The 23,394-nt window shown below is 55.9% G+C and carries 18 protein-coding genes; 7 read left to right on the forward strand and 11 right to left on the reverse strand.

Annotation, left to right across the window (positions count from 1 at the left end; all coding sequences use genetic code 11):
* Positions 1-142: 142 nt before the first annotated feature.
* Complete coding sequence (locus FU672_RS18715; protein WP_148244366.1) at positions 143-2,086, reverse strand: bifunctional 2',3'-cyclic-nucleotide 2'-phosphodiesterase/3'-nucleotidase; 1,944 nt, start codon at positions 2,084-2,086, stop codon at positions 143-145.
* Between the two features lie 190 nt (positions 2,087-2,276).
* On the opposite strand from FU672_RS18715, the gene cysQ reads away from it, so the two are divergent.
* A complete protein-coding gene (cysQ, locus tag FU672_RS18720; protein WP_148244367.1) occupies positions 2,277-3,017 on the forward strand; it encodes a 3'(2'),5'-bisphosphate nucleotidase CysQ in 741 nt (246 codons plus the stop codon).
* On the opposite strand, the gene FU672_RS18725 is transcribed toward cysQ, so the two are convergent.
* The gene (locus tag FU672_RS18725; protein WP_148244368.1) at positions 3,011-3,568 is read right to left on the reverse strand and encodes a YtfJ family protein; all 558 of its coding nucleotides are present in this window, start codon (positions 3,566-3,568) and stop codon (positions 3,011-3,013) included. The two genes, cysQ and FU672_RS18725, sit on opposite strands and share 7 nt — an antisense overlap.
* A 324-nt stretch (positions 3,569-3,892) precedes the next feature.
* Here FU672_RS18725 and FU672_RS18730 point away from each other — a divergent pair, with 324 nt between their 5' ends.
* On the forward strand, positions 3,893-4,099 hold the full coding sequence (locus FU672_RS18730) for a DUF1107 domain-containing protein (RefSeq protein WP_003856054.1): 207 nt from the start codon (positions 3,893-3,895) through the stop codon (positions 4,097-4,099).
* A 70-nt stretch (positions 4,100-4,169) separates the two neighbouring features.
* Here FU672_RS18730 and paeA read toward each other — a convergent pair whose 3' ends face one another.
* The 6 genes from paeA to FU672_RS18760 all read right to left on the reverse strand — a co-directional run bounded on the left by paeA (position 4,170) and on the right by FU672_RS18760 (position 11,779).
* Entirely contained in the window at positions 4,170-5,507 is a 1,338-nt protein-coding gene (gene paeA / locus FU672_RS18735) for a polyamine export protein PaeA (RefSeq protein WP_148244369.1), read from the reverse strand.
* Between the two features lie 193 nt (positions 5,508-5,700).
* Positions 5,701-7,248 (reverse strand): MFS transporter, encoded by a 1,548-nt coding sequence (locus tag FU672_RS18740; RefSeq protein ID WP_148244370.1) that lies wholly within the window; start codon positions 7,246-7,248, stop codon positions 5,701-5,703.
* Between the two features lie 79 nt (positions 7,249-7,327).
* A complete protein-coding gene (locus tag FU672_RS18745; protein WP_148244371.1) occupies positions 7,328-8,350 on the reverse strand; it encodes a Gfo/Idh/MocA family protein in 1,023 nt (340 codons plus the stop codon).
* 12 nt (positions 8,351-8,362) lie between these two features.
* Positions 8,363-9,430, reverse strand: coding sequence for a Gfo/Idh/MocA family protein (locus FU672_RS18750; RefSeq protein ID WP_148244372.1), 1,068 nt, complete (start codon positions 9,428-9,430; stop codon positions 8,363-8,365).
* Between the two features lie 11 nt (positions 9,431-9,441).
* Positions 9,442-10,611 (reverse strand): Gfo/Idh/MocA family protein, encoded by a 1,170-nt coding sequence (locus FU672_RS18755; protein WP_148244373.1) that lies wholly within the window; start codon positions 10,609-10,611, stop codon positions 9,442-9,444.
* A 16-nt stretch (positions 10,612-10,627) separates the two neighbouring features.
* A complete protein-coding gene (locus tag FU672_RS18760; protein ID WP_148244374.1) occupies positions 10,628-11,779 on the reverse strand; it encodes a Gfo/Idh/MocA family protein in 1,152 nt (383 codons plus the stop codon).
* A 192-nt stretch (positions 11,780-11,971) separates the two neighbouring features.
* Between FU672_RS18760 and FU672_RS18765 the strand changes: the two genes are divergently transcribed.
* A complete protein-coding gene (locus FU672_RS18765) occupies positions 11,972-13,030 on the forward strand; it encodes a LacI family DNA-binding transcriptional regulator (RefSeq protein ID WP_148244375.1) in 1,059 nt (352 codons plus the stop codon).
* Here FU672_RS18765 and msrA read toward each other — a convergent pair whose 3' ends face one another.
* Complete coding sequence (msrA, locus tag FU672_RS18770; RefSeq protein ID WP_148244376.1) at positions 13,031-13,672, reverse strand: peptide-methionine (S)-S-oxide reductase MsrA; 642 nt, start codon at positions 13,670-13,672, stop codon at positions 13,031-13,033.
* A 224-nt stretch (positions 13,673-13,896) separates the two neighbouring features.
* On the opposite strand from msrA, the gene tamA reads away from it, so the two are divergent.
* Genes tamA through FU672_RS18785 form a run of 3 tightly spaced genes read left to right on the forward strand, consistent with a single transcriptional unit; the run spans position 13,897 to position 19,750 of the window.
* On the forward strand, positions 13,897-15,630 hold the full coding sequence (gene tamA, locus FU672_RS18775; RefSeq protein WP_148244377.1) for an autotransporter assembly complex protein TamA: 1,734 nt from the start codon (positions 13,897-13,899) through the stop codon (positions 15,628-15,630).
* The gene (gene tamB, locus FU672_RS18780; RefSeq protein WP_148244378.1) at positions 15,627-19,403 is read left to right on the forward strand and encodes an autotransporter assembly complex protein TamB; all 3,777 of its coding nucleotides are present in this window, start codon (positions 15,627-15,629) and stop codon (positions 19,401-19,403) included. Before tamA ends, tamB begins: the two co-directional genes overlap by 4 nt.
* A gap of 2 nt (positions 19,404-19,405) precedes the next feature.
* Positions 19,406-19,750: a gamma-glutamylcyclotransferase family protein gene (locus FU672_RS18785; RefSeq protein ID WP_024907288.1), complete on the forward strand. Its 345-nt coding sequence runs from the start codon at positions 19,406-19,408 to the stop codon at positions 19,748-19,750.
* A 43-nt stretch (positions 19,751-19,793) separates the two neighbouring features.
* On the opposite strand, the gene FU672_RS18790 is transcribed toward FU672_RS18785, so the two are convergent.
* Both FU672_RS18790 and ppa read right to left on the reverse strand, forming a co-directional pair.
* Entirely contained in the window at positions 19,794-21,377 is a 1,584-nt protein-coding gene (locus tag FU672_RS18790; RefSeq protein ID WP_148244379.1) for a methyl-accepting chemotaxis protein, read from the reverse strand.
* A 211-nt stretch (positions 21,378-21,588) separates the two neighbouring features.
* Positions 21,589-22,119, reverse strand: a complete 531-nt coding sequence (ppa, locus tag FU672_RS18795; RefSeq protein ID WP_010427397.1) for an inorganic diphosphatase — start codon at positions 22,117-22,119, stop codon at positions 21,589-21,591.
* 309 nt (positions 22,120-22,428) lie between these two features.
* On the opposite strand from ppa, the gene ytfQ reads away from it, so the two are divergent.
* Positions 22,429-23,385, forward strand: coding sequence for a galactofuranose ABC transporter substrate-binding protein YtfQ (ytfQ, locus tag FU672_RS18800; protein ID WP_148244380.1), 957 nt, complete (start codon positions 22,429-22,431; stop codon positions 23,383-23,385).
* Positions 23,386-23,394: the final 9 nt, after the last annotated feature.

The following is a 23,394-nucleotide window of genomic DNA, read 5'->3' on the forward strand; positions in this document are numbered from 1 at the left end:
AGCCGTATGTTCCCCCTCACCCCAGCCCTCTCCCTCAAGGGAGAGGGGGTTGTCCGTGCAGGCATTATTTTGTGGGGAACCCTCAGCCCACAGGGAGAGGGAACAAACACCAAAAACGGCAACGTGCGTTGCCGTTTTGTTTTTACTTACTCAAATCCACCTGATAAATCGCGAACCCGATATCATCCATCGCGACCTGTTTCATCGGATACTGCGCCTTGTCCTTAATGAACGCGGCAGCTTTATCGGACGGTGAGGTTTCAAAGCGGATATCCAGTTTCGTATCGCTATGAATCGGCGCGAGACGCCAGTTGTTATCCACTGCCGGATGAATTTCGCCCGCCTTCTTCGATTCCGCACTGATCCACGCCGCCAGCACCGAGCGGTTCTCGTCCGGTGAAGAAAAAGCGATGTGGCTATCGCCCGTCCCGGCAAACTTACCGCCGTAGGCGCGGTAGTTATTGGTCACCACCAGGAAGGTGGCATTCGGGTCGATCGCCTTGCCGTTGAAGGTCAGGTTTTTGATGCGCTCCGCCTGCGGGTTAATCGCCTGACACTCGCCGTCATATTTCGCCGGCTGGGTGACGTCAATCTGGTAGTTCACGCCGTCGATTACGTCGAAGTTATAGGTGCGGAAGCCGTCCCAGTTAATCAGCGACTGCGGCTTACTGCTGTGCGGGTCAATCTGGTTAAACTGTCCGGCAGAGCACTCCAGCCACTCTTTCACCTCCTGGCCCGTCGCTTTTACCACCACCAGCGTGTTCGGGTAGAGGTAGAGATCGGCGGCGTTACGGAAGGTCAACTGGCCCTTTTCGACTTCAACATAGCTTGCCGGATCATTCTTACGCCCGCCTACCTTGAATGGCGCAGCGGCTGACAGGACCGGCAGTTTTGCCAGATCCGGATCGCCCTGCACAAAGTGTTCGGCATAGGCTTTCTGCGCCATGTTGACGACCTGAACTGTCGGGTCGTCCTGAACCAGCGCCAGGAAGCTGTACATGTTGTCGGCGGATTTGCCGATCGGCTTGCTGACGAATTCGCGCGTGGCGTCGTGATCGTGCTTCAGCACGTCGACCAGTTTTTTATCTTCAGCCGCCAGCGATTTTTTAGCCGCAGCGTCGTAAATCGGCCGCGCTTCGGCTTTTGACTGCGTCACCTTCCAGCTGCCGCTGTCGTTATTCAGTACCAGATCCACCACGCCAAGATGGTCGCCCCACATGCCCGGCATCACCGACGGCACGCCGTTGAGCGTTCCTTTCTCAATGTCCGCCCCTTTGATGCTGGCGAAATCTTTGCCCGGGAAGACCGCGTGGGCGTGGCCGAACAGGATCGCGTCGACGCCCGGGACTTCACTCAGATAGTAAACGGAGTTTTCTGCCATGGCCTGGTACGGATCGGCGGAGAGACCCGAGTGGGCAACAACGACCACCAGATCGGCGCCTTTTTCGCGCATTTCCGGCACGTATTTGCGCGCGGTTTCGGTGATGTCGTTAACGGTCACTTTACCGTCGAGGTTGGCTTTATCCCACGTCATGATCTGCGGCGGGACAAAACCGATATAGCCAATTTTCAGCGTCTGTTTTTTTCCGTCCTTGTCGACGACGTTTGTCTCTTTAATCAGGTAAGGGGTAAAGAGCGGCTTTTGGGTCTTAACGTCGATGATATTGGCGTTAACGTACGGGAATTTCGCACCGGCCAGCGCGTCATGCAGGTATTTCAGCCCGTAGTTGAATTCGTGGTTGCCGAGATTGCCGACGGTATAGTCCAGGGTGTTCATCGCCTTATACACCGGATGGATCTCGCCTTTCTTCAGTCCCCTGGTCGCCATGTAATCCCCAAGCGGACTACCCTGAATGAGATCGCCATTGTCGACCAGCACGCTGTTTTTCACTTCGCCACGCGCCGCATTGATCAAACTTGCCGTGCGTACCAGTCCGAATTTTTCCGTAGGGGTATCTTTGTAGTAATCGAAGTCCATCATGTTGCTGTGCAGATCGGTCGTTTCCAGAATACGCAGATCTACCGTCGCCGCCTGCACGCTCGCTGCAATCAGCGTCGCCAGAAGCGTTGCACTAAACTTAATCATCAGAGGAGTCCTTTTTTCGATGCAGACCACAAAAGAGTATGTATCTATAGCGTGTTGCTTACAGAAATGTGAATCCTGACAGAAAAAAGTCACCTGAAACCGGAATTGCTTCACAGATAGCGGAATTGTTCACATTACGATATAACTAAAACAAAGAGTTAACCTCACTGCGTTAACAAAGAGGTGGAAAATGCTAGATAAAATTTGTCAGCTCGCACGGGATGCGGGAGATGCCATCATGCAGGTATATGACGGTAGTAAACCTATGGACGTTGTCAGCAAAGCCGACGACTCTCCGGTCACGGCGGCAGATATTGCGGCGCATAAGGTGATCCTGAAAGGGTTACAGGCCTTAACGCCGGACATCCCTGTTCTGTCAGAAGAAGCACCGCAAAGCTGGGACGAGCGCCAGCACTGGCAGCGCTACTGGCTGGTCGATCCGCTGGACGGGACAAAAGAGTTCATCAAGCGCAACGGTGAATTCACCGTCAATATCGCCCTGATTGAGAAGGGAAAAGCGGTGCTGGGCGTGGTTTACGCGCCGGTAATGAAGGTGATGTACAGCGCCGCGGAAGGGAAGGCGTGGAAGGAAGAGTGTGGCGTGCGCAAGCAGATCCAGGTGCGCGATGCGCGTCCACCGCTGGTGGTGATTAGCCGCTCGCACAGCGATAGTGAACTGCAGGAGTACCTGCAACAGTTGGGTGAACACCAGACCACCTCGATTGGCTCATCGCTGAAATTCTGCCTGGTGGCGGAAGGCCATGCGCAGCTGTACCCTCGCTTTGGGCCAACCAACGTCTGGGATACCGCCGCCGGGCATGCCGTTGCCGCGGCCGCCGGGGCGCATGTTCATGACTGGCAGGGCAAGCCGCTGGACTACACCCCGCGCGAATCCTTCCTCAACCCCGGTTTCCGCGTCACTATTTATTGAGCCAGCAGCTTATGCAGCAGGTCGACAACCTGCTGCACCTCTTCCTGGGTCAACGCGCCGTCTTTCGCCCACTGTACGCGACCCTCTTTATCCAGCACGATAATCGCGGAGCTCTCTTCCTCCAGCTGCCAGGCCTTACGGGTTACGCCGTTGCTGTCGACGATAAACTGCGACCACGGATAGAGCTGTTTATTGCTCTCAAGGCTTGAGCGCACAAACATCCCGGAGCCCGGAATGGCGTCATCGGTATTCACGATTGTGGTGGTCTGGTAGCGGTCGTGAGGGAATTTTGCGGCCTTGATCGCTTCCACCAGGTTGGCATTTTTCTCTTTTGCGGATGTACGACCGGCAATATGTTGTACAACTCTCACTTTGCCCGCGAGCTGCGCGCTATTCCAGGGTTTGTAGCTAAACTTATCATTGTCGAGAATCAATTCTCCCCGGTCAGCAATGCCGACTGGCGGTACACGTTGTCCTTTTTCAATGTTGTGAGCGGAAGCCCACAGGGGCAGCAGCAGGCAGGCTGCTGCAAGGATATTACGTAGGGTCATGGCGTTTCCTTATTGTTTGCAGGTGATCCGACCACTTGGTCTTGCGCTTTTAATCATAAGTGCGATCAATGTGGTTTTCCCGCAATCCCGATGCCAGTTTGCGGGTGAACGCACATATCCATGAAAAAACGACGGCTTATACTGCTCTCAGTCACACTTTGCAAAGATTATTCTGAATAATTGTAATCAAACGGTAAATAAACTTATGCACACTGGGTAACACCGTAGTTCTGGTCTATAGTCATTGGGCATTAAAATTTGCGCTCAGGACAGTCGGGCCGATTGTGGCGCCGCAAGAGCGTATGATTCGCAGGAGATACAAGAATGAAAATTTTCCAACGCTACAACCCGCTTCAGGTGGCGAAGTACGTGAAGATCCTGTTCCGTGGACGGTTGTATATCAAGGATGTTGGCGCTTTTGAGTTTGATAAGGGCAAGATCCTTATCCCAAAAGTGAAGGACAAACAGCACCTGTCTGTGATGTCCGAAGTCAACCGTCAGGTTATGCGTCTGCAAACTGAGATGGCTTAACTAACGTGCTATGCAGTAGTTAAAAAAACGGCTCCCAATGGGAGCCGTTGATGTATGTGGGGCAGGCACTTTACGCTGATACCTTCTCTTCCGCGTCCGGCAGCTTTGGTACCAGTACGGTCGGTTTGTTGTCGATGCGCGTCACCAGCAGCTGGTCGATGCGGTAGTTATCAATATCCACCACCTCAAACTTGTAGCCGGAGAACTTCACCGAGTCGGTACGTTTCGGGATTTTACGCAGCATAAACATCATAAAGCCGCCGATGGTCTCGTAGTTACCGGACTGCGGGAACTCGTCGATATCCAGCACGCGCATCACGTCTTCAATCGGTGTGCCGCCATCAATCAGCCATGAATTATCGTCACGCTGAACAATCTGCTCTTCCAGCCCTTGGCCAACCAGGTCGCCCATCAGCGTGGTCATCACGTCGTTCAGGGTGATAATACCCACAACCAGCGCGTATTCGTTCATGATAACCGCGAAGTCTTCCCCGGCGGTTTTGAAACTTTCCAGCGCTTCTGAGAGCGTCAGGGTGTCCGGCACAATCAGGGTATTGCGGATCTGCACGCCGCTGTTGAGCGCCAGGCTCTGGTTTGCCAGCACGCGGTTCAGCAGGTCTTTGGAGTCGACGTAACCGATGATGTGGTCGATATCTTCATTACAGACCAGGAACTTGGAGTGCGGATGCTGCGCCACTTTGTTCTTCAGGCTCTGCTCTTCTTCATGCAAATCGAACCAGATAATGTTCTCACGGCCCGTCATGGAAGACGGCACGGTACGGGATTCCAGTTCAAATACGTTCTCAATCAGCTCGTGTTCCTGCTTGCGCAGCACCCCAGCCAGCGCGCCGGCTTCCACGACCGCATAAATGTCGTCAGACGTGATGTCGTCTTTACGCACCATAGGCAGCTTAAAGATGCGGAAAATCACGTTCGCCAGGCCGTTGAAGAACCACACCAGCGGACGAAACACGTACAGACAGAAGCGCATCGGGTTGATGATACGCAAAGCCACAGCTTCTGGCGCAATCATACCGATGCGTTTCGGGGTCAGGTCTGCAAAGAGGATGAACAGGCCAGTGACCAGCGAGAAGGAGAGGATAAAGCTCAGCTGTTCGGCCAGCTCAACGGACATGTACTTAACAAAGAGGCTATAAAACGCCGGGGAAAATGCCGCATCACCCACGATACCGCCGAGAATGGCGACCGCGTTGAGGCCAATCTGCACCACGGTGAAGAACATGCCGGGGTTTTCCTGCATTTTCAGGATGCGGGTGGCATTGATGTTGCCTTCATCGGCAAGCAGCTTCAGTTTGATTTTACGGGACGCGGCCAGCGAGATCTCAGATATCGAGAAAAATGCACTGACGGCAATCAGACAAAGTATTACTAAAATACTGTTTAACATAGTTTATCCGGCTTCAGCCAGATCCTCGGAAGGGAAGTTGATACCATTTGTGTGAAAACACATTGAACGTCAGCTCGTAGCGTTGAGCCGATTATTTCAGCGGGTAGTATAGCGTAAAGAGATGTAAATCTGCCAGAGGTCACATTTTGGCATAAAACAGACCGGACAGCGTGGCGCTGTCCGGTATAGGGCGCTATTCCGCGGCGGATAAACGGGCGTTCCCCTCCGCGCGTCGTGAGGCGCTTCCTCCCCACACCTGGTCATACTCATAACCCGTTAACTGCTTAATCACCACGCGGGTCCTGGCGTCGCAGTCGCGGTAATCACCGCCCAGCTTACGGCGTGCAATTTCCTTCAGGAGCAGCCTGTGCGTCTCGCGGGTGAGCTTGAACCTGTAGGTGGTAAAGAAGCTGACCGCCAGCAGGGCTGCGGTCGCGAAGATCATCAGGCCGATAATCGCCCCCAGCGCGCTTTCAGGCTGCGCGCCGCTGCCCTTCACAAAACCGGACTCCTGCAGCACCAGGCCAATAATCATGATGGCAATCGCCACGGTGCTCTTACGGGTCAGGACCATCACACCGGCAAAAATGCCTTCGCGGCGCTGCTGCGTCACCATCTCATCGATATCCGGAATGAAGCTGTAAATGTTCCACGGAATATAATAGAGGCCGGCGCGGGCAGCACCCAACAGGACAAAGACCGCCGAGAACAGCAGCGTCGGCACCTGCGTTTTGGTCAGGTAGACCGTAAACAGGAACGCCAGCACCAGGATGATACAGCCGTACGCGAGTCGCAGGGCGGCAGACGGCGTCATGTTCAGACGGTTCAATAGCAGCATAAATCCATAGGTACCCGGTACTGAGGCAAAGGCTGCAATACTCAGCCAGCCGGAAACCGCTGAGGCATCCTGGCTCAGGCAATACACGACATAATAGGTAAAGACCGACCCGAAGACGTCCATCGCCGTGAACGAAAAGATATAAATAATAATATGCAGGCGGAACGCGCGAATGCGGAATGAAGAAAAGAGATCCAGTACCAGATATTTCAGGTGATTGAGTATCCCGCTGCTGCGCTGGTTGTCCACTTTAAAATCGGACTCTTGCTGCACATCTTTTGCTTCCCAGGTGGTGTACCAGGTAATAAATACCGCAATGCAGAACACGCAGGAAAATATCAGCCCGGTGAGGGTATAGGTAAACGGATTATCTTTCCCCGTGAACTGCATAATCACGCCGGGAACGGAAACCGCAAGAAAACCACCCAGTTGAGAGCAGATCATGCGCACGCCGGAGAGGCGGCTGCGCTCTTCATACCGGTTTGTCATTTCCGCCGCCAGGGTTTCCCAGGGCACCAGCACCATTGCCGACAGCAGCTCAATAGAGAGATAGGTTCCCAGGTAATACCAGTATCCCATGTCCGTCAGCCACAGCAGGGCATACAAAAACATGAGCGGCGAACTGAGTAATAAAAAGAAGCGGCGACGGCCAAATTTACGCCCGAGCCAGGTATCCCCGAAATTATCGGTGATATAGCCCATAATCGGGCTTAATAACGCATCAATCACGCGGGCAATGGCGAATATAGAGCCCGCTTCAATAACCGAGAGCCCGCAATAGGTGGTGTAAAAAAAGAGCAGCCAGGTGCCGATAATGGTGAATGCACCTCCGCCAAACAGATCGGTCACGCCGTAGCCAAGCGCCACGCCGTAACCCACTCTACGTTCAGTAGGTTTGACCATAATAATATCCAGTGTAGGGTAATGATTAACCTGTTTTTCAGGTCGTATTTTTATTCAAATCTGGACAACACATTACGTTCTACTTATTGAGTTCTATCCATTGTCTTAACTGAGATGAGCGATAAATAGCCTCCACAAGGGTGAGTGATTTTCCGGCTTCGCGGATGTCGGTGTAACTCGCATTTCCGGGATGAGAAATGGCATGATAAAAACGGCGGATCGCCTGCTCATGCCCCAGCCCCCAGTAACTTTTGACCAGACCGTCAGGGGAGTTATCGCTCGCCAGCCTGAGGCGCTCGCCGGGTGTGATGCGCCAGAGCACGTTGTCACTGAGCAGCAGCGAGCCCCGCTCGCAGTGGATTTCAAGCCAGAGGGGGGAATCCGTGGTATTGCAGTTGCTGGCATAAAACAGGCCGCGCGCGCCGTTGGTAAAATGCAGCGTCGCCATCGCGCTGTCTTCTCCCTCGGTCACGTCCGCCAGCTCACCGCGGTCAACCACGCCTTTCACCCGCGTCACGCCGCCGGCGAACCACTGCATCAGGTCGAGGGTATGAATGGCCTGGTTGATCAGCAGGCTGCCGCCTTCCGTTGCCAGCCGCCCGCGCCACGGGCTTTCGGTGTAGTACGCGCCCGAGCGTGACCACGTCAGCACCGCTTTGATGCTGAGCATTTTCCCCAGCTCGCCATCGTCCAGCGCCTGGAGAATGCCCAGGCTGGTGGGGTTGAGCCGGTTCTGATAGCACACGCCGAGCAGCCCCGGCGCCTGCTCAGCGGCGCGGGTGATTTCAACGAGCTCGCTGCTGTTCATCCCCACCGGTTTTTCGCAGAAAACATGCTTCCCGGCGGCCAGCGCCGCCAGGATCATGGTTTTATGCTCGAAATGCGGGGTGCAGATATGGACCACGTCGATGGCCTCATCCAGCAGCATTTCCCGGTAATCCTGATAAAAGCGACACTGATAGCCCATCGCCAGCTTCAGTCCTTTGCCACTGTCGATGTCTACCAGCGCGCGCAGCGCGACGTTGGGCATCTGGCGCAACGCGTTCACGTGGCAGCCGTGAATTGCGCCGGCACCGATAACCGCTGTGTTCAGGATCGTCATTGTCGCCTCCCGTTATTCCGTCGCGTTGGCCAGCATCTGTGCCTTCACGCAGAGCTCCGCCGCCTTGAAGGCGTGCGCCTGCGTCATGGCGTTTTCGGTACGATGCAGACAGTCGAGGATCAGTTCGCCAAAGAACGGGAACCCGACCTTTCCGGCGACCGGATAACGGAATTCCCCCTCTTTATTAACGAGATACACCACGTCCTGCTCGCCGCGGGTGAGATCGACATATTTGCGGATCTCGATATAGCCTTCGGTGCCGAGCAGCGTCAGGCGGCCATCGCCCCAGGTTGAGAGTCCGTCCGGGGTGAACCAGTCGCAGCGAAAATAGCCGCTGGCGCCGTTTTCGCCCCTGATTGTCGCGTCGCCGAAATCTTCAAATGCCGGATGCTGCGGATGGTTGAAATTGCGTGCCTGGCTGGCGACCACGGCGGCGTTACTGTTGCCCGTGTAAAACAGAAATTGCTCAATCTGGTGGCTGCCGATATCACACAGAATGCCGCCGAAGTAGCGACGATCGTAGAACCAGTCCGGGCGGCCCGTTCCTTCCCGGTGCGGGCCGGTTCCCAGGGTTTGCACCACGCGACCAATCGCCCCCTGCTGCACCAGCTGTCCGGCAAAAACCGCGCTCTCTACGTGGAGGCGTTCGCTGTAATACACCGCGTATTTCCGGCCGGTTTTTTCCACCATCGCTTTGGCATCGGCCAGCTGTTCAAGGGTGGTGAGCGGTGCTTTATCTGTGAAGTAGTCCTTGCCTGCGGCCATGGCTTTCAGCCCCAGCGCGCAGCGCTCGGACGGGATGGCCGCACCCGCAACCAGACGCACTTCGTCGTCGTTGAGTATCACCTCCAGCGACTCCGCCACTTTTGCCTGCGGGTACTGCTGGATAAACTTATCCACTTTGGCCGGATCGGGGTCGTACACCCATTTCAGCGTGGCCCCGGCTTCAATCAGACCGTTACTCATGCCGTAGATATGGCCGTGGTCGAGTGCGGCGGCAGCAAAGACAAATTCACCCTCCCGAACAACCGGCTGCGGTTTACCCACCGGGGCGTAGTTCATTCCATCATGCTTGTTCATGGTGTCACTCCTTAATCCAGATCTTTGCCAAGGGGAATCGCGCCCACTTCGCTGAAGTTGGCGACGCTTGCGGATTTTTCATAAAAACGGGGCGCGAGGGCGTTCGTCCCGCCGGTACGGTAAAACGGGTCATCGCGCTGAATCGGCAGCGAGACCACGCTGCGGGTAATGGCGGATTTATAGATCGCGGTGATCAGCTCCAGCGAGCGTTTGCCCTGCAGGCCATCCACTAACGGCGCCGTGCCGTGCTCGATGGCATAAAGCAGATCGTTAATCTGCCCGGTGTGCAGCGTCCATTCAAGCTTCGGCGTCTCCTGAAAAACGGCGTTGAGCTGCGCTTCTCGCTCCCGGTCGTTGGTTTCCTGCGGGAAGCCGTTATCGGCGCTGACGCTGGCAAAGGCCTGCCACGGCGCGGAGATGCGCGCTTTATCGCCCTGAATGATAATTTTCTGATCTTCGCCGTGGTGCACGACCGAGGCGGTAAGCTGCGTGAGCGCGCCGCTGGGGTATTTGAAGATCGCGGCGCTGAGGTCTTCGACTTCAGCGTTGTCGTGCGCCACGTTGGTCATCATCGCCACCACCTCGGACGGGAAGCCGAGCATCCACTGAATGGCGTCGATGTGGTGAACCGCGTGGTTGAGGGTGCAGCCGCCTCCCTCTTTTTCCCAGGTGCCGCGCCACCACAGGTCGTAGTAGCAGTGTCCGCGCCACCAGAACGAATCCACCTGCGCGTGACAGATCTTGCCCGCGAGCCCCGAGTCCAGCGTCGCTTTTAAACGCCAGAAGGCATCGGTAAAGCGGTTCTGCGCAATGATGGCGAGCGTTTTGCCGCTGGCCTTTTGCGCGGCGATCATCGCGTCGCACTCTTCCAGCGAGGCGGCCATCGGTTTTTCGCACAGTACGTGGCACCCCGCATTCAGGGCATCAATGCTGATCTCTGCGTGGACGTAGGGCGGCGTGCAGACGTCGACGATGTCGATATCCGGCTCTGACGCCAGCATCTGCTGGTGGCTGTCATACACGCGGGCGTCCGTCAGACCGTAGCGCGTTTTTTTCTCGTGGGCTTTTTCCGGGTAGATATCCACCAGCGCGACGATCCGGCAGCGTTGGCCGAACTGCAAATAGCCCTGAATATGGTTATGCGAGATATTCCCTGTTCCCACAATAGCGACATTTAACATCAATTCTTCTCCGGAGTTACCAGGTGCCGGAGGCATCCAGCGTGACGCTGGCTGTCTCTTTAGCCACTGAGGTGCTGATGCGCTGTTGAAGCAGGCGCAGATACTGTTTCTCGTTGATCGGGAGTTCGACCCAGTCGTCGGTCCAGGTGGAGAGGTGCATGGCGTTGGAGAGCGTCAACCCGTGGATCCCTTCCAGACCCGGCGCAATGAGCGGCTCACCGCGCAGGATGGCGGCACAGAAGTTGGCGGTAATGACGTGGTGTTCGCTGCATTCCGGGGCGACCGGAAGCGTGACCTCCCAGCATTCGGGTTCCCCAAAACCGTTTTGCCAGCGGGCGTTGAAGGCGGTTTCAGATTCACGCAGCCGCCAGTAGCGTAGCTTGCCCTCTTCGACGACCACCTTGCCGCGATCGCCGACGATTTCCAGCCGGTTGGTGCCCGGCGTTTCCGCCACGGTGGTGATAAACACGCCCGTCGCGCCGTTGGCATACTCGGCGTAGGCGGTGACCTCGTCTTCCACTTCGATTTCGCGATGTTTACCGAACTGGCAGAACGCGCGCAGGCGGACCGGCATGCCCACCAGCCACTGCCAGAGATCGAGCTGATGCGGGTCCTGGTTGAGCAATACGCCGCCGCCTTCTCCTTTCCAGGTGGCGCGCCAGCCGCCGGAGTTGTAGTAGCTTTGCGAGCGATACCAGTTGGTGATGATCCAGTTGGAGCGGCGGATCTCACCCAGCTCGCCGCTGTCGATAAGATCTTTCACCTTCTGGTAGAGCGGATTCGGGCGCTGGTTGTACATGATGCCGAACACCACATCGCACGCCTGGGCGCAGGCGTTCATCTCCTGCACCTGCGCCGTATACACGCCCGCCGGTTTTTCACACAGGGTATGGATGCCGTTGCGCATCGCCAGCATCGACAGGCGCGGATGCTCGTAGTGCGGCGTGGCGACAATCACCGCGTCGATAAGCCCACTCTGGAGCATCTCCTGCGCGTCGCTGAATAAGGGGAGGGTGCCGACCAGCTGGCGGATAGCGGGGTGCTTTTCCGGTGCATTATCGCAAACCGCCGCCAGGCAGGCGTCACTGACCGTACCCGCCAGTAAATAACGCGCATGGACCGTACCGATATTCCCTATTCCAATAATGCCAAAACGTACCTTCTCCATGTCACACCTTAATTTCAGTTGAAATGAGTGATGACCGGAAAATAGGAAAGGGGAGGCGCAGCGACAATGTGTTTTTGTGAGAATACTCGCAAGGTGATTAAGTAATCTCCAGGCTTTCTGAAATTTGGTTTTAAAATCAACGGACTGTTTCTGCAAATATTTGCAAAAACTGAATGAGAGCGAGGTCACACTATGCCCGGCAGGTTGAAAATGGAGGAAATTGCGGCCCTGACGGGCTATTCCGTCAGCACGGTTTCGCGGGTATTAAGCGGCAAGTCTTACACCAGCGATAAAGCCAGGGAGGCGATCGTTCGCACCGCGCGTGAATTAGGTGTGCTGGAGTCAATGGCGAGCGGAAGACTATTAATTAACGGTATCGCTGTTTTTGCACCGGAAAGAACCTTTCAGGGGCGCGGAGATATTTTTTATCTGGAAGTGACGAAAGGGATCGCTGAAGCCTGCTCGCGGCACAACGTGTGGGTCAGCTGCTGTGGTTTAGAAGAACAGCACGCCGATGTGAAAGTCTTTATGGAGAAGGCCAGTCATAAGAATATCAACGCGATAATTATTATTGGGACCGATGATTCCACCATATTTAAGCTGGCGAGCACGCTGAATAAGCCCTGCGTTTTGATTAATTCCGTTGATCGGGATCGGGTGCTGGATGCGGTATCACCCGATCACCGGGCGATTGGTTTCACCGCCATGCAGTACCTTTTTGAGCAGGGGCATCGCCGTGTGCTCACGCTCACCTGCCTGCGGCGGGATACGCTGTATGCACGTCTGGACGGCATCAAAGAGGCGTATCGCCATTTTCACGTGGCCTTTGATCCCCAGCACGATTTGCTCGTGACGGAGTGGTTTACCGCTGAAGAGGCCGAGCAGGCGCTGGATGCGTGGCTGTTGAGTCATGACCGATCGCAGTGGCCGGAGGTGATTTTCCCGAACAGTACCCGCATGACGGAAGGCGTGGTCAGGGCGTTAACGCGCCACGGGCTGCGCATTCCGGAAGACATTTCGTTGATTACGACCGATTTTGCATGGAATTTAGCGCACCGTCTGGAAAAACCGGTCACGGGCGTCACGGTGCCCTGCCGCGAGCTGGGGATTGAGGCCGTTCATCTGCTGCAAACGCGGCTCAACCGACCGCAGGCACCGGTCTTTAATCTGCTGTTGCAGGGCAAAGTGATGGATTACGGTTCGGTCAGCAATGCCACGCGCCACGCGGCTCGCGTGGCGCTGGATCGGTAATCAGGCCAGCTGTGGCGGCAGGCAGACGCCGATGCCCCCGATACCGCAATAGCCGTACGGGTTTTTATGCAGATACTGCTGGTGATCGTCCTCGGCATAGTAGAACGGTTTCGCCGTCGCGATTTCCGTGGTCACCTCGCGCGTATCGCCCGCTTCACGCATGGCCTGCTGGAAACGCTCAAGGCTGGCGCGCGCGGCGGCATCCTGCTCAGGCGTGAGCGGATAAATGGCCGAGCGGTACTGGGTGCCATGGTCGTTGCCCTGACGCATGCCCTGCGCCGGGTCGTGGTTTTCCCAGAAGACCTGCAGAAGCTGCTCGTAGCTAATCACTTCAGGGTCATAGACCACGCGTACCGCTTCCGCATGCCCGGTTTCGCCGGAGCAGACTTCGCGATAGGTAGGATTTGGCGTGTAACCTCCCGTGTAGCCAGCCGCCGTGCTGTAAACGCCGGGCAGCTGCCAGAAGAGGCGCTCAACGCCCCAGAAACAGCCCATGGCGAACAGGGCGATTTCCATTCCCTCCGGCACGTTGGTCATGGAATGGTTATTGACGGCGTGTAAGGTCGCCACAGGCATAGGGGTGTTGCGTCCCGGTAATGCATCGGTTTGTGAAACCAGATGCTTTTTGTCGAATAAACTCACGATGGGGCCTCCCGGGGTGCGATGTTTCAGTTAAGGTTGTCACGAAGCGTTTAATTGAACACAATAAATGCGCTGAATGAGTCTAGATTTAATCATAAGAAATATTTGGGTGTTACACCCATTTTCAACCCGCGATTTGGGTTTTTGGCCAACAGGCCGTGTTTTGCCGCGGAGCGGCACTTCATTTGCTTCCAGGGTGGAAACAGGGATATTCAGGAGAAAACGTGACAAAAATCCGCCAGTTATGTTTGGTCAGTGTGTTGCTGACAAGCGGGATTGCCAGCGCGGCGAATGTCCGTTTGCAGGTTGAGGGGTTATCCGGGGCGCTGGAAAAAAACGTGCGTGCGCAGCTGTCGACCATCCAGAGTGATGAGGTGACGCCGGACCGGCGTTTTCGCGCGCGCGTCGATGACGCCATCCGTGAAGGGCTGAAAGCGCTGGGGTATTACGAACCCACCATTGATTTCGATCTCCGCCCGCCGCCAAAGAAGGGGCGCCAGGTCCTTATTGCCCGCGTTTCGCCGGGTGAGCCGGTACTGATTGGCGGCACGAACGTCATCCTGCGCGGCGGAGCGCGTACCGACCGGGATTACCTGGACCTGCTCAGCACGCGGCCGAAAATCGGTACCGTGCTTAACCACGGTGACTACGACCATTTCAAAAAAGAGCTGACGAGCGTTTCCCTGCGTAAGGGCTACTTCGACAGCCAGTTCAATAAAAGCCAGCTGGGCATTGCGCTGGATCGACGTCAGGCCTTCTGGGATATCGACTACGACAGCGGGGAACGCTATCGCTTTGGCGATGTGACGTTTGAAGGTTCACAAATTCGTGAAGAGTACCTGCAAAACCTCGTGCCGTTCAAAAAAGGGGATTACTACCAGTCGAGGGACCTGGCGGAACTGAACCGTCGCCTCTCCGCCACCGGCTGGTTTAACTCCGTGGTTGTCGCACCGGAATTTGATAAGTCTCGCAAAACCAAGGTGTTGCCGCTGCATGGCGTTGTCTCGCCGCGCACCGAGAACACCATTGAGACCGGTGTTGGCTACTCGACGGATGTCGGACCACGCGTGAAAACCTCGTGGAAAAAACCGTGGATGAACTCGTACGGTCACAGCCTGACCACCAGCCTGAGCCTCTCTGCACCCGAGCAGCAGCTGGATTTCAGCTACAAAATGCCGCTGCTGAAAAATCCGCTTGAGCAATATTACCTTCTGCAGGGCGGTTTTAAGCGCACCGATTTGAACGACACCAGGCAGGACTCTACGACGCTTGCGGTCTCCCGCTTTTGGGATCTCTCCAGCGGATGGCAGCGCGCCATTAACCTGCGCTGGAGCCTGGACCACTTTACCCAGGCCAACGTCACCAATACCACCATGCTGCTTTATCCGGGCGTGATGATCAGCCGTACCCGCTCGCGTGGAGGCCTGATGCCGACCTGGGGCGACTCACAGCGCTACTCCATCGATTATTCCAACTCCGCCTGGGGCTCCGACGTGGACTTCTCCGTCATGCAGGCGCAAAACGTCTGGATCCGCACGCTGTATGACAAACACCGCTTTGTGATGCGCGGCAATCTCGGCTGGATTGAAACGGGAGACTTCGAGCGCGTTCCGCCGGATCTGCGCTTCTTCGCCGGGGGCGACCGCAGCATTCGTGGGTATAAGTACAAATCGATCTCACCTGAGAACGAAAAGGGCCAGCTAACCGGTGCGTCAAAACTGGCGACGGGATCGCTGGAGTATCAGTACAACGTCAGCGGAAAGTGGTGGGGCGCCATGTTTGTTGACGGCGGTGAAGCGGTGAACGATATCCGCCATAGCGACTTTAAAACCGGCGCGGGCGTGGGCGTACGCTGGCAGTCACCCGTCGGGCCCATCAAGCTCGATTTCGCCGTGCCTGTCGGCGACAAAGAAGAACACGGATTACAGTTTTACATCGGTCTGGGGCCTGAATTATGAGTTTATGGAAGAAAATAAGCCTCGGGGTGCTGATTTTTATCGTGCTGCTGCTCGGTACGGTGGCGTTTCTGGTGGGAACGACGACCGGGCTGCATCTACTGTTTAACGCTGCGAACCGCTGGGTGCCCGGGCTGGAGATTGGCCAGGTAACGGGCGGCTGGCGCGATCTGCGTCTGAAAAACATCCGCTACGAGCAGCCGGGCGTGGCGGTGAACGCCGGGGAGTTCCATCTGGCGGTGAAGCTGGGCTGTCTGCGTGACAGCAAGCTCTGCGTCAACGATCTGTCGCTTAAAGACGTCAACGTGGCGATAGATTCGAAAAAAATGCCGAAGTCTGCACCGGTCGAGGAGGAAGACAGCGGCCCGCTGAATCTCTCCACGCCGTACCCGATCGCGCTCTATCGGGTGGCGCTGGATAACGTCAATATCAAAATCGACGACACCACCGTGTCCGTGATGGATTTCACCTCCGGCCTGCGCTGGCAGGAGAAAAACCTCACCCTGACGCCGACGTCCCTGCAGGGCTTACTGATCGCGCTGCCGAAAGTGGCCGACGTGGCGCAGGAAGAGATCGTCGAGCCGAAGATCCAGAACCCGCAGCCGGAAGAAAAGCCGCTGGGCGAAACGCTGAAAGATCTCTTCTCGAAGCCTGTCCTGCCGGAAATGACCGACGTTCATCTGCCGCTGAATCTCAACATTGAGGAGTTTAAAGGCGAGCAGCTGCGCCTGACCGGCGATACCGATCTGACGGTCTACACCATGCTGCTGAAAGTCAGCAGCATTGACGGCAACATGAAGCTCGACGCGCTGGATATCGACACCAACCAGGGCTCGGTGAATGCGTCGGGGAATGCGCTGCTGCGCGACAACTGGCCGGTGGATATTACGCTGAACAGTGCCCTCAACATCGATCCGCTCAAGGGCGAAAAGGTGAAGGTCAAAGTGGGCGGCGCGCTGCGCGATAAGCTGGATGTCGGGGTGAATCTCTCCGGTCCGGTGGACTTGGTTCTGCGCGCGCAAACCCAGCTGGCAGAAGCCGGTTTACCGCTTAACCTCGAAATTGTCAGCAAGCAGCTTTACTGGCCATTCACCGGCGAAAAGCAGTTCCAGGCCGATGACATGAAGCTGAAGCTGAGCGGCAAGATGACCGATTACACGCTGTCGTTCCGCACCGCGGTGAAGGGGCAGGGCGTGCCGCCCGCGAACATCACGCTGGATGCGAAGGGCAACGAACAGCAGGTTAACCTCGACAAGCTGACCGTCGCGGCGCTGGAAGGCAAAACCGAGCTGACCGCACTGCTCGACTGGCAGCAGGCGATCAGCTGGCGCGGCGAGCTGAAGCTCACGGGTATTAACACCGCTAAAGAGGTGCCGGACTGGCCGTCGAAACTGGATGGTCTGATTAAAACGCGCGGCAGTTTGTACGGCGGTACGTGGCAGATGGACGTGCCGGAAATTAAGCTCACCGGGAACGTGAAGCAGAACAAGGTTAACGTTGAAGGCTCGGTGAAAGGTAACAGCTATCTGCAGTGGATTATCCCGGGGCTGCACGTGGCGCTGGGCCGCAACACGGCGGATATCAAAGGCGAGCTGGGGGTGAAAGATCTCAACCTTGACGCCACCATCGACGCGCCGAATCTGGATAACGCCCTGCCGGGTCTGGGCGGCACCGCGAAAGGTCTCGTGAAAGTGCGCGGCACCGTGGATGCGCCGCAGCTGCTGGCGGACATTACCGCCAATAACCTGCGCTGGCAGGAGCTGAGCGTTGCCCGCGTCCGCGTGGAAGGGGATGTGAAATCCACCGATCAGATCGGGGGTAATCTGAACCTGCGCGTGGAGCGCATTTCTCAGCCGGATGTGAACATTAACCTGGTCACCCTGGACGCCAAAGGGAACGAAAAGCAGCACGATCTCCAGCTGCGCGTGCAGGGCGAGCCGGTCTCCGGCCAGCTGCACCTGACCGGCAGCTTTGACCGCAAAGAAGCGCGCTGGAAAGGGACGCTGGATAACACGCGTTTCAACACCCCGGTCGGGCCGCTGGTGCTGTCGCGTTCCATCGCGCTGGACTACCGCAACGCCGAGCAGAAGATCAGCATTGGGCCACACTGCTGGACCAACCCGAATGCGGAACTGTGCGTGCCGCAGACCATTGATGCGGGCGCGGAAGGACGCGCGCAGATCAACCTCAACCGCTTTGATCTGGCGATGCTGAAGCCGTTTATGCCGGACACGACCCAGGCCAGCGGCGTCTTCAGCGGGAAAGCCGATGTGGCCTGGGACACCACCAAAGAGGGGCTGCCTCAGGGCAGCGTCACGCTGTCCGGGCGTAACGTGAAGGTGACGCAGGAGGTCAACGACGCGCCGCTTCCGGTGGCGTTTGATACCCTGAACCTGAGTGCCGATCTGCATAACAATCGCGCACAGCTGGGGTGGACAATCCGCCTGACCAACAACGGCCAGCTGGACGGGCAGGTCCAGATTACCGATCCGCAGGGACAGCGTAATCTGGGCGGCAACGTCAACATCCGTAACTTCAACCTGGCGATGGTGAACCCGATTTTCGCACGCGGGGAAAAAGCCGAGGGTATGCTGAACGCTAACCTGCGCCTGGCCGGCAACGCGCAAAGTCCGCAGCTGTTCGGTCAGTTGCGGCTCAGCGGCGTGGATATCGACGGAAACTTCATGCCGTTTGACATGCAGCCCAGCCAGATCGCAATGAATTTCAACGGCATGAGCTCGACGCTGAGCGGCTCGGTATTAACGCAGCAAGGGCAAATCAACCTGAGCGGCGACGCGGACTGGAGCCAGCTCGACAACTGGCGCGCCCGTATTGCCGCGAAGGGCAGTAAGGTACGCATCACCGTACCGCCGATGGTGCGCCTGGACGTCTCGCCTGATGTGGTCTTTGAAGCCACGCCAAGCCTCTTCACGCTTGACGGACGCGTCGACGTACCGTGGGCGCGCATCGTGGTTCACGACGTGCCGGAAAGTGCGGTCGGCGTCTCAAGTGATGAAGTTATGCTCAATGAAAATCTGAAACCTGTCGAACAGAAGAGCGCTGGCATACCGATTAATAGTAACCTTATCGTGCACGTGGGGAATAACGTGCGGTTGGATGCGTTTGGGCTGAAGGCGAGGCTCACGGGTGACCTGAAAGTGGCGCAGGATAAACAAGGGCTTGGCCTGAACGGGCAGATCAATATTCCTGAAGGGCGTTTCCACGCCTATGGTCAGGATCTGATTGTCCGCAAAGGCGAGCTGCTGTTCTCCGGTCCACCGGATCAGCCCCTGTTGAACATCGAAGCGATTCGTAACCCGGAAGCGACGGAAAACGACGTCATTGCTGGCGTTCGCGTCACCGGTTCTGCTGACGAACCGAAGGCGGAGATCTTCTCTGACCCGGCAATGTCGCAGCAGGAAGCCCTCTCTTATCTGCTGCGTGGACAAGGTCTGGACAGCGGACAAAGCGACAGTGCGGCGATGACCTCGATGTTAGTGGGTCTGGGGGTTGCACAAAGTGGGCAGGTTGTGGGTAAAATCGGCGAGACGTTCGGCGTAAGCAATCTGGCGCTGGACACCCAGGGCGTGGGTGACTCCTCGCAGGTGGTGGTCAGCGGCTATGTACTGCCGGGTCTGCAGGTAAAATATGGTGTGGGGATCTTTGACTCACTGGCAACACTCACGCTACGCTATCGCCTGATGCCTAAGCTATATCTGGAAGCAGTGTCCGGCGTAGACCAGGCACTTGATCTGCTCTATCAGTTTGAGTTTTAGCAATGCGAATATTTGTCTACGGCAGTTTAAGAACCAGGCAAGGCAACAGTCACTGGATGACCAATGCCCTGCTGCTGGGGAATTACAATATCGAGAACTACCAGTTGTACAGCCTGGGCCACTATCCAGGCGCGGTTCCGGGCGAAGGAACAGTACAGGGTGAAGTGTATCGTATTGATAACGCAACGCTTGCCGAACTTGATGCCTTGCGCACCAGGGGCGGTGAGTACGCGCGCCAGTTGATCCAGACGCCGTACGGAAGTGCGTGGATGTATGTCTACCAGCGTCCGGTCGAAGGGTTAACGCGAATTGTAAGCGGTAACTGGTTAGACAGAGACCAGTACTGAAAAACGACAACGCCACCGTGAGGTGGCGTTGTTTTTTTATGGGCTAAATGGTTTCCTGACGCAGCTTGAATATCTGCACCGATTCCAGAAGCTGTTCTGCCTGGCGATGCATGGCTTGCGCTGCTGCGGAAGACTCCTGTGACAAGGTCGCGTTTTGCTGTGTTGCTGTATCCATGTGTGTCACGGCCACATTGACCTGGTCGATACCCGTGCTTTGTTCATTGCTGGCATGTGAAATCGCCTCAATCAATTCAGTCACCTTACTCACGCTGTGCAGAATATCCGCCATCGCTGCGCCGGCTTGCTGCACCTGCCCGTTCCCTTCATCAATTCGGTTAACAGAGCGGTCGATCAGAACGCGGATATCTTTGGCGGCGGCGGCTGAACGTTGCGCTAGGGCGCGCACTTCTGCTGCAACGACGGCAAAACCGCGGCCTTCAGTTCCCGCGCGCGCCGCTTCAACTGCAGCGTTAAGCGCCAGGATATTGGTCTGGAAGGCAATACTGTCGATCATGCTAATGATAGAGTTGATCTCGCTGGAGAAATTATGAATTTCACTCATGGTGTGCATCGCACGTTCAACGGCCTCTTCGCCCTGGCGGGCTACCTGACGGGCATTACGGGCAAGATCGCTGGCAGTGCGTGAATGTTCTGCATTGCTTTTCACGACCGACGTAAGCTCCTCCATGGATGCTGCGGTTTGTTCCAGTGCACTTGCCTGTGCTTCGTTGCGAGAAGAAAGCTCATGACTACCGCTGGCAATCTGCGCTGACGCGGTGGCGATGGTTTCAGTACCCTTACGTACCCCAGATACAATGCGCGTGAGGTTTTCATTCATCTCCTGCAGAGCGCGCATTAGCTCAGCCGTTTCATCTCTCCCGGCCACGGCAAAGCGGGACTGCAAATCACCGGCGGCTACGGTACGCGCTATTGTGACGGCTTGTGCCAGCGGAAGAGTAATGCTGCGAATCAGCCACCAGGTAACAAGCATTCCGGCCGCCAGCGTGAGCGCCATTGCCAGCACCAGCATCCATTTCGTCTTCTGGTACTGTTCCTGGTTGCGGGCGATGGTCTGCTCATGGATCGCCTGGGCATGTTGCAGCGTGCGAGCCACGACGTTGTCGATCATTTTTGTCGGCTCGCGGTCAATCCCTGTGACCTGCTTATCCACACGCTGGGCGCTGGTTGTATCTCCAACCTGGTAAGTTGCCAGTGCCGCCAGGTACTTCTGTTCGAGGCCGGCGTGAATGTCGCGTGTGGCCAGCACCTGCTGATTATCCATGCCAATTTTGGGCAGGAGCTCACTTAGACGGGTCAGCAGTGCCTGCGTGTTCTGACTTTCAGCGATAAATGCCTTTTTGTATTTATCGAACGCTTCTTGTCCCTGAGCGCCACGAATCAGGGTGTTCTTCCACTCCTGGACCTGGATTTTAAATTGTACCTGGGCATTGCGTGCGGTATCGATGCTACTGGTGATGGTCTGTTCCATGGCCATAATCTGTTCATTCTGCGCCTGACTGTCGCTATTGATCAGCAGGCCACGCAGGCCAATAAAAAGCGTTGCAAGCAACAGAAGCGACGCCAGAAGGCCCAGTCGCTGTCCAATGGTGAGTGTGTTGAGTTTCATGATTTCCTGTTATGTGAAAAAGCGATTGCGCTCATATCACGGGAGGTATCGACCTGCGGCAGACAGACTTTAAGGGGGAAAGAGGGGATAAGGCAGGTAAAAAGCGATATCTAATTAATATTGTGAGACAAAATCTCTTTATGACGTTTTTGTGACGATGCTGGGACAAAAAAAGCCCCGACTCGCGGGGCCTTCATAACAGCAGTAAGAATTACTTCTTAGCAGCGCGTTCGAAAGAAGCGATGATTTCTGCTTTCGCCGCTTCTGCGTTGTCCCAGCCGTCAACTTTAACCCACTTGCCTTTTTCGAGGTCTTTGTAGTGCTCGAAGAAGTGAGTGATCTGCGCTTTCAGCAGCTCTGGCAGGTCGTTCACATCTTTGATGTGATCGTATTCTTTGCTCAGCTTGGTGTGCGGTACCGCAACCAGCTTCGCATCTTCACCGGATTCGTCGGTCATTTTCAGCACGCCAACTGGACGGCAGCGAATGACGGAGCCTGGCTCCAGTGGGTATGGCGTTGGAACCAGCACGTCAACCGGGTCACCGTCCAGAGACAGGGTGTGGTTGATGTAACCGTAGTTGCACGGATAGAACATCGCGGTAGACATAAAACGGTCTACGAACAGGGCGCCGCTCTCTTTGTCCACTTCGTATTTGATCGGATCTGCGTTAGCCGGGATTTCGATAACTACGTAGATGTCTTCTGGCAGTTCTTTACCCGCTGGGACGTTGAGTAAGCTCATGTCGGTGTCCTTTAAAATGGATGGTAAACAAGTGGCAGGTATTATAGCCAACTCGCGCTGAATGTCTCCGCCTGTTTTCGCTTTCTCTCCCCGCTTTCACCACTTTTCAGACCGATTCCATGACAGGAAAATCCATAAACTCAGCCGCATTTTTCATGGCGAAATGAAAGCGATTACAAACTTGTGATTAACGTTTTATTCACTTTTCTGAAGTGTGATGTAACGCAATTCGTTACATATTTCATGGGCTATAGTCATTCCGCAGAACATCTTTTAACCAACAATAACTCACCCTACGAGGACGTTCATATGTGGAAGCGCTTACTCCTGGTCACAGCAGTTTCGGCAGCCATGTCGTCTATGGCGATGGCCGCTCCCTTAACCGTAGGTTTTTCGCAAGTCGGCTCTGAATCTGGCTGGCGAGCGGCAGAAACCAACGTGGCGAAAAGCGAGGCTCAGAAACGCGGTATTACCCTGAAAATCGCCGATGGTCAGCAAAAACAAGAGAATCAGATCAAAGCCGTGCGCTCGTTTATCGCCCAGGGCGTGGATGCCATCTTTATTGCACCCGTTGTGGCGACCGGCTGGGAACCCGTCCTGAAGGAAGCGAAAGACGCTGAGATCCCGGTCTTCCTGCTCGACCGTTCCATCGACGTCAAAGACAAATCCCTCTATATGACCACCGTGACCGCCAACAACGTGCTTGAAGGGCAATTGATTGGCGACTGGCTGGTGAAACAGGTCGACGGCAAGCCGTGTAACGTCGTTGAGCTGCAGGGCACCGTCGGTGCGAGCGTGGCCATCGACCGTAAAAAAGGCTTTGCTGAAGCCATCGCTAAAGCGCCAAACATCAAGATTATCCGCTCTCAGTCCGGCGACTTTACGCGTAGTAAAGGTAAAGAGGTTATGGAGAGCTTCATTAAGGCTGAAAACAACGGCAAGAACATCTGCATGGTTTACGCCCACAACGATGACATGGTGATCGGTGCAATTCAGGCGATTAAAGAAGCGGGTCTGAAGCCGGGCAAAGATATCCTCACCGGCTCTATCGACGGCGTGCCGGACATCTACAAAGCGATGATCGACGGCGAAGCCAACGCCAGCGTAGAGCTGACGCCAAACATGGCGGGTCCGGCCTTCGACGCGCTGGAGAAATTCAAGAAAGACGGCACGATGCCTGAGAAGGTGACGGTCACCAGGTCCACGCTTTACCTGCCTGACACGGCGAAAGAAGAGTTAGAGAAGAAGAAAAATATGGGCTACTGATCCAGTGAA

The organism is Enterobacter asburiae (genome assembly GCF_008080435.1).
In the GTDB taxonomy this organism is placed as follows: Bacteria; Pseudomonadota; Gammaproteobacteria; order Enterobacterales; family Enterobacteriaceae; genus Enterobacter; species Enterobacter asburiae_C.

Excerpts from the sequence above, each read along its gene's own strand:
- FU672_RS18715 (WP_148244366.1), bottom strand. The coding sequence starts at position 2,086 with ATGATTAAGTTTAGTGCAACGCTTCTGGCGACGCTGATTGCAGCGAGC.
- cysQ (WP_148244367.1), top strand. The coding sequence starts at position 2,277 with ATGCTAGATAAAATTTGTCAGCTCGCACGGGATGCGGGAGATGCCATC.
- FU672_RS18725 (WP_148244368.1), bottom strand. The coding sequence starts at position 3,568 with ATGACCCTACGTAATATCCTTGCAGCAGCCTGCCTGCTGCTGCCCCTG.
- FU672_RS18730 (WP_003856054.1), top strand. The coding sequence starts at position 3,893 with ATGAAAATTTTCCAACGCTACAACCCGCTTCAGGTGGCGAAGTACGTG.
- paeA (WP_148244369.1), bottom strand. The coding sequence starts at position 5,507 with ATGTTAAACAGTATTTTAGTAATACTTTGTCTGATTGCCGTCAGTGCA.
- FU672_RS18740 (WP_148244370.1), bottom strand. The coding sequence starts at position 7,248 with ATGGTCAAACCTACTGAACGTAGAGTGGGTTACGGCGTGGCGCTTGGC.
- FU672_RS18745 (WP_148244371.1), bottom strand. The coding sequence starts at position 8,350 with ATGACGATCCTGAACACAGCGGTTATCGGTGCCGGCGCAATTCACGGC.
- FU672_RS18750 (WP_148244372.1), bottom strand. The coding sequence starts at position 9,430 with ATGAACAAGCATGATGGAATGAACTACGCCCCGGTGGGTAAACCGCAG.
- FU672_RS18755 (WP_148244373.1), bottom strand. The coding sequence starts at position 10,611 with ATGTTAAATGTCGCTATTGTGGGAACAGGGAATATCTCGCATAACCAT.
- FU672_RS18760 (WP_148244374.1), bottom strand. The coding sequence starts at position 11,779 with ATGGAGAAGGTACGTTTTGGCATTATTGGAATAGGGAATATCGGTACG.
- FU672_RS18765 (WP_148244375.1), top strand. The coding sequence starts at position 11,972 with ATGCCCGGCAGGTTGAAAATGGAGGAAATTGCGGCCCTGACGGGCTAT.
- tamB (WP_148244378.1), top strand. The coding sequence starts at position 15,627 with ATGAGTTTATGGAAGAAAATAAGCCTCGGGGTGCTGATTTTTATCGTG.
- FU672_RS18785 (WP_024907288.1), top strand. The coding sequence starts at position 19,406 with ATGCGAATATTTGTCTACGGCAGTTTAAGAACCAGGCAAGGCAACAGT.
- FU672_RS18790 (WP_148244379.1), bottom strand. The coding sequence starts at position 21,377 with ATGAAACTCAACACACTCACCATTGGACAGCGACTGGGCCTTCTGGCG.
- ppa (WP_010427397.1), bottom strand. The coding sequence starts at position 22,119 with ATGAGCTTACTCAACGTCCCAGCGGGTAAAGAACTGCCAGAAGACATC.
- ytfQ (WP_148244380.1), top strand. The coding sequence starts at position 22,429 with ATGTGGAAGCGCTTACTCCTGGTCACAGCAGTTTCGGCAGCCATGTCG.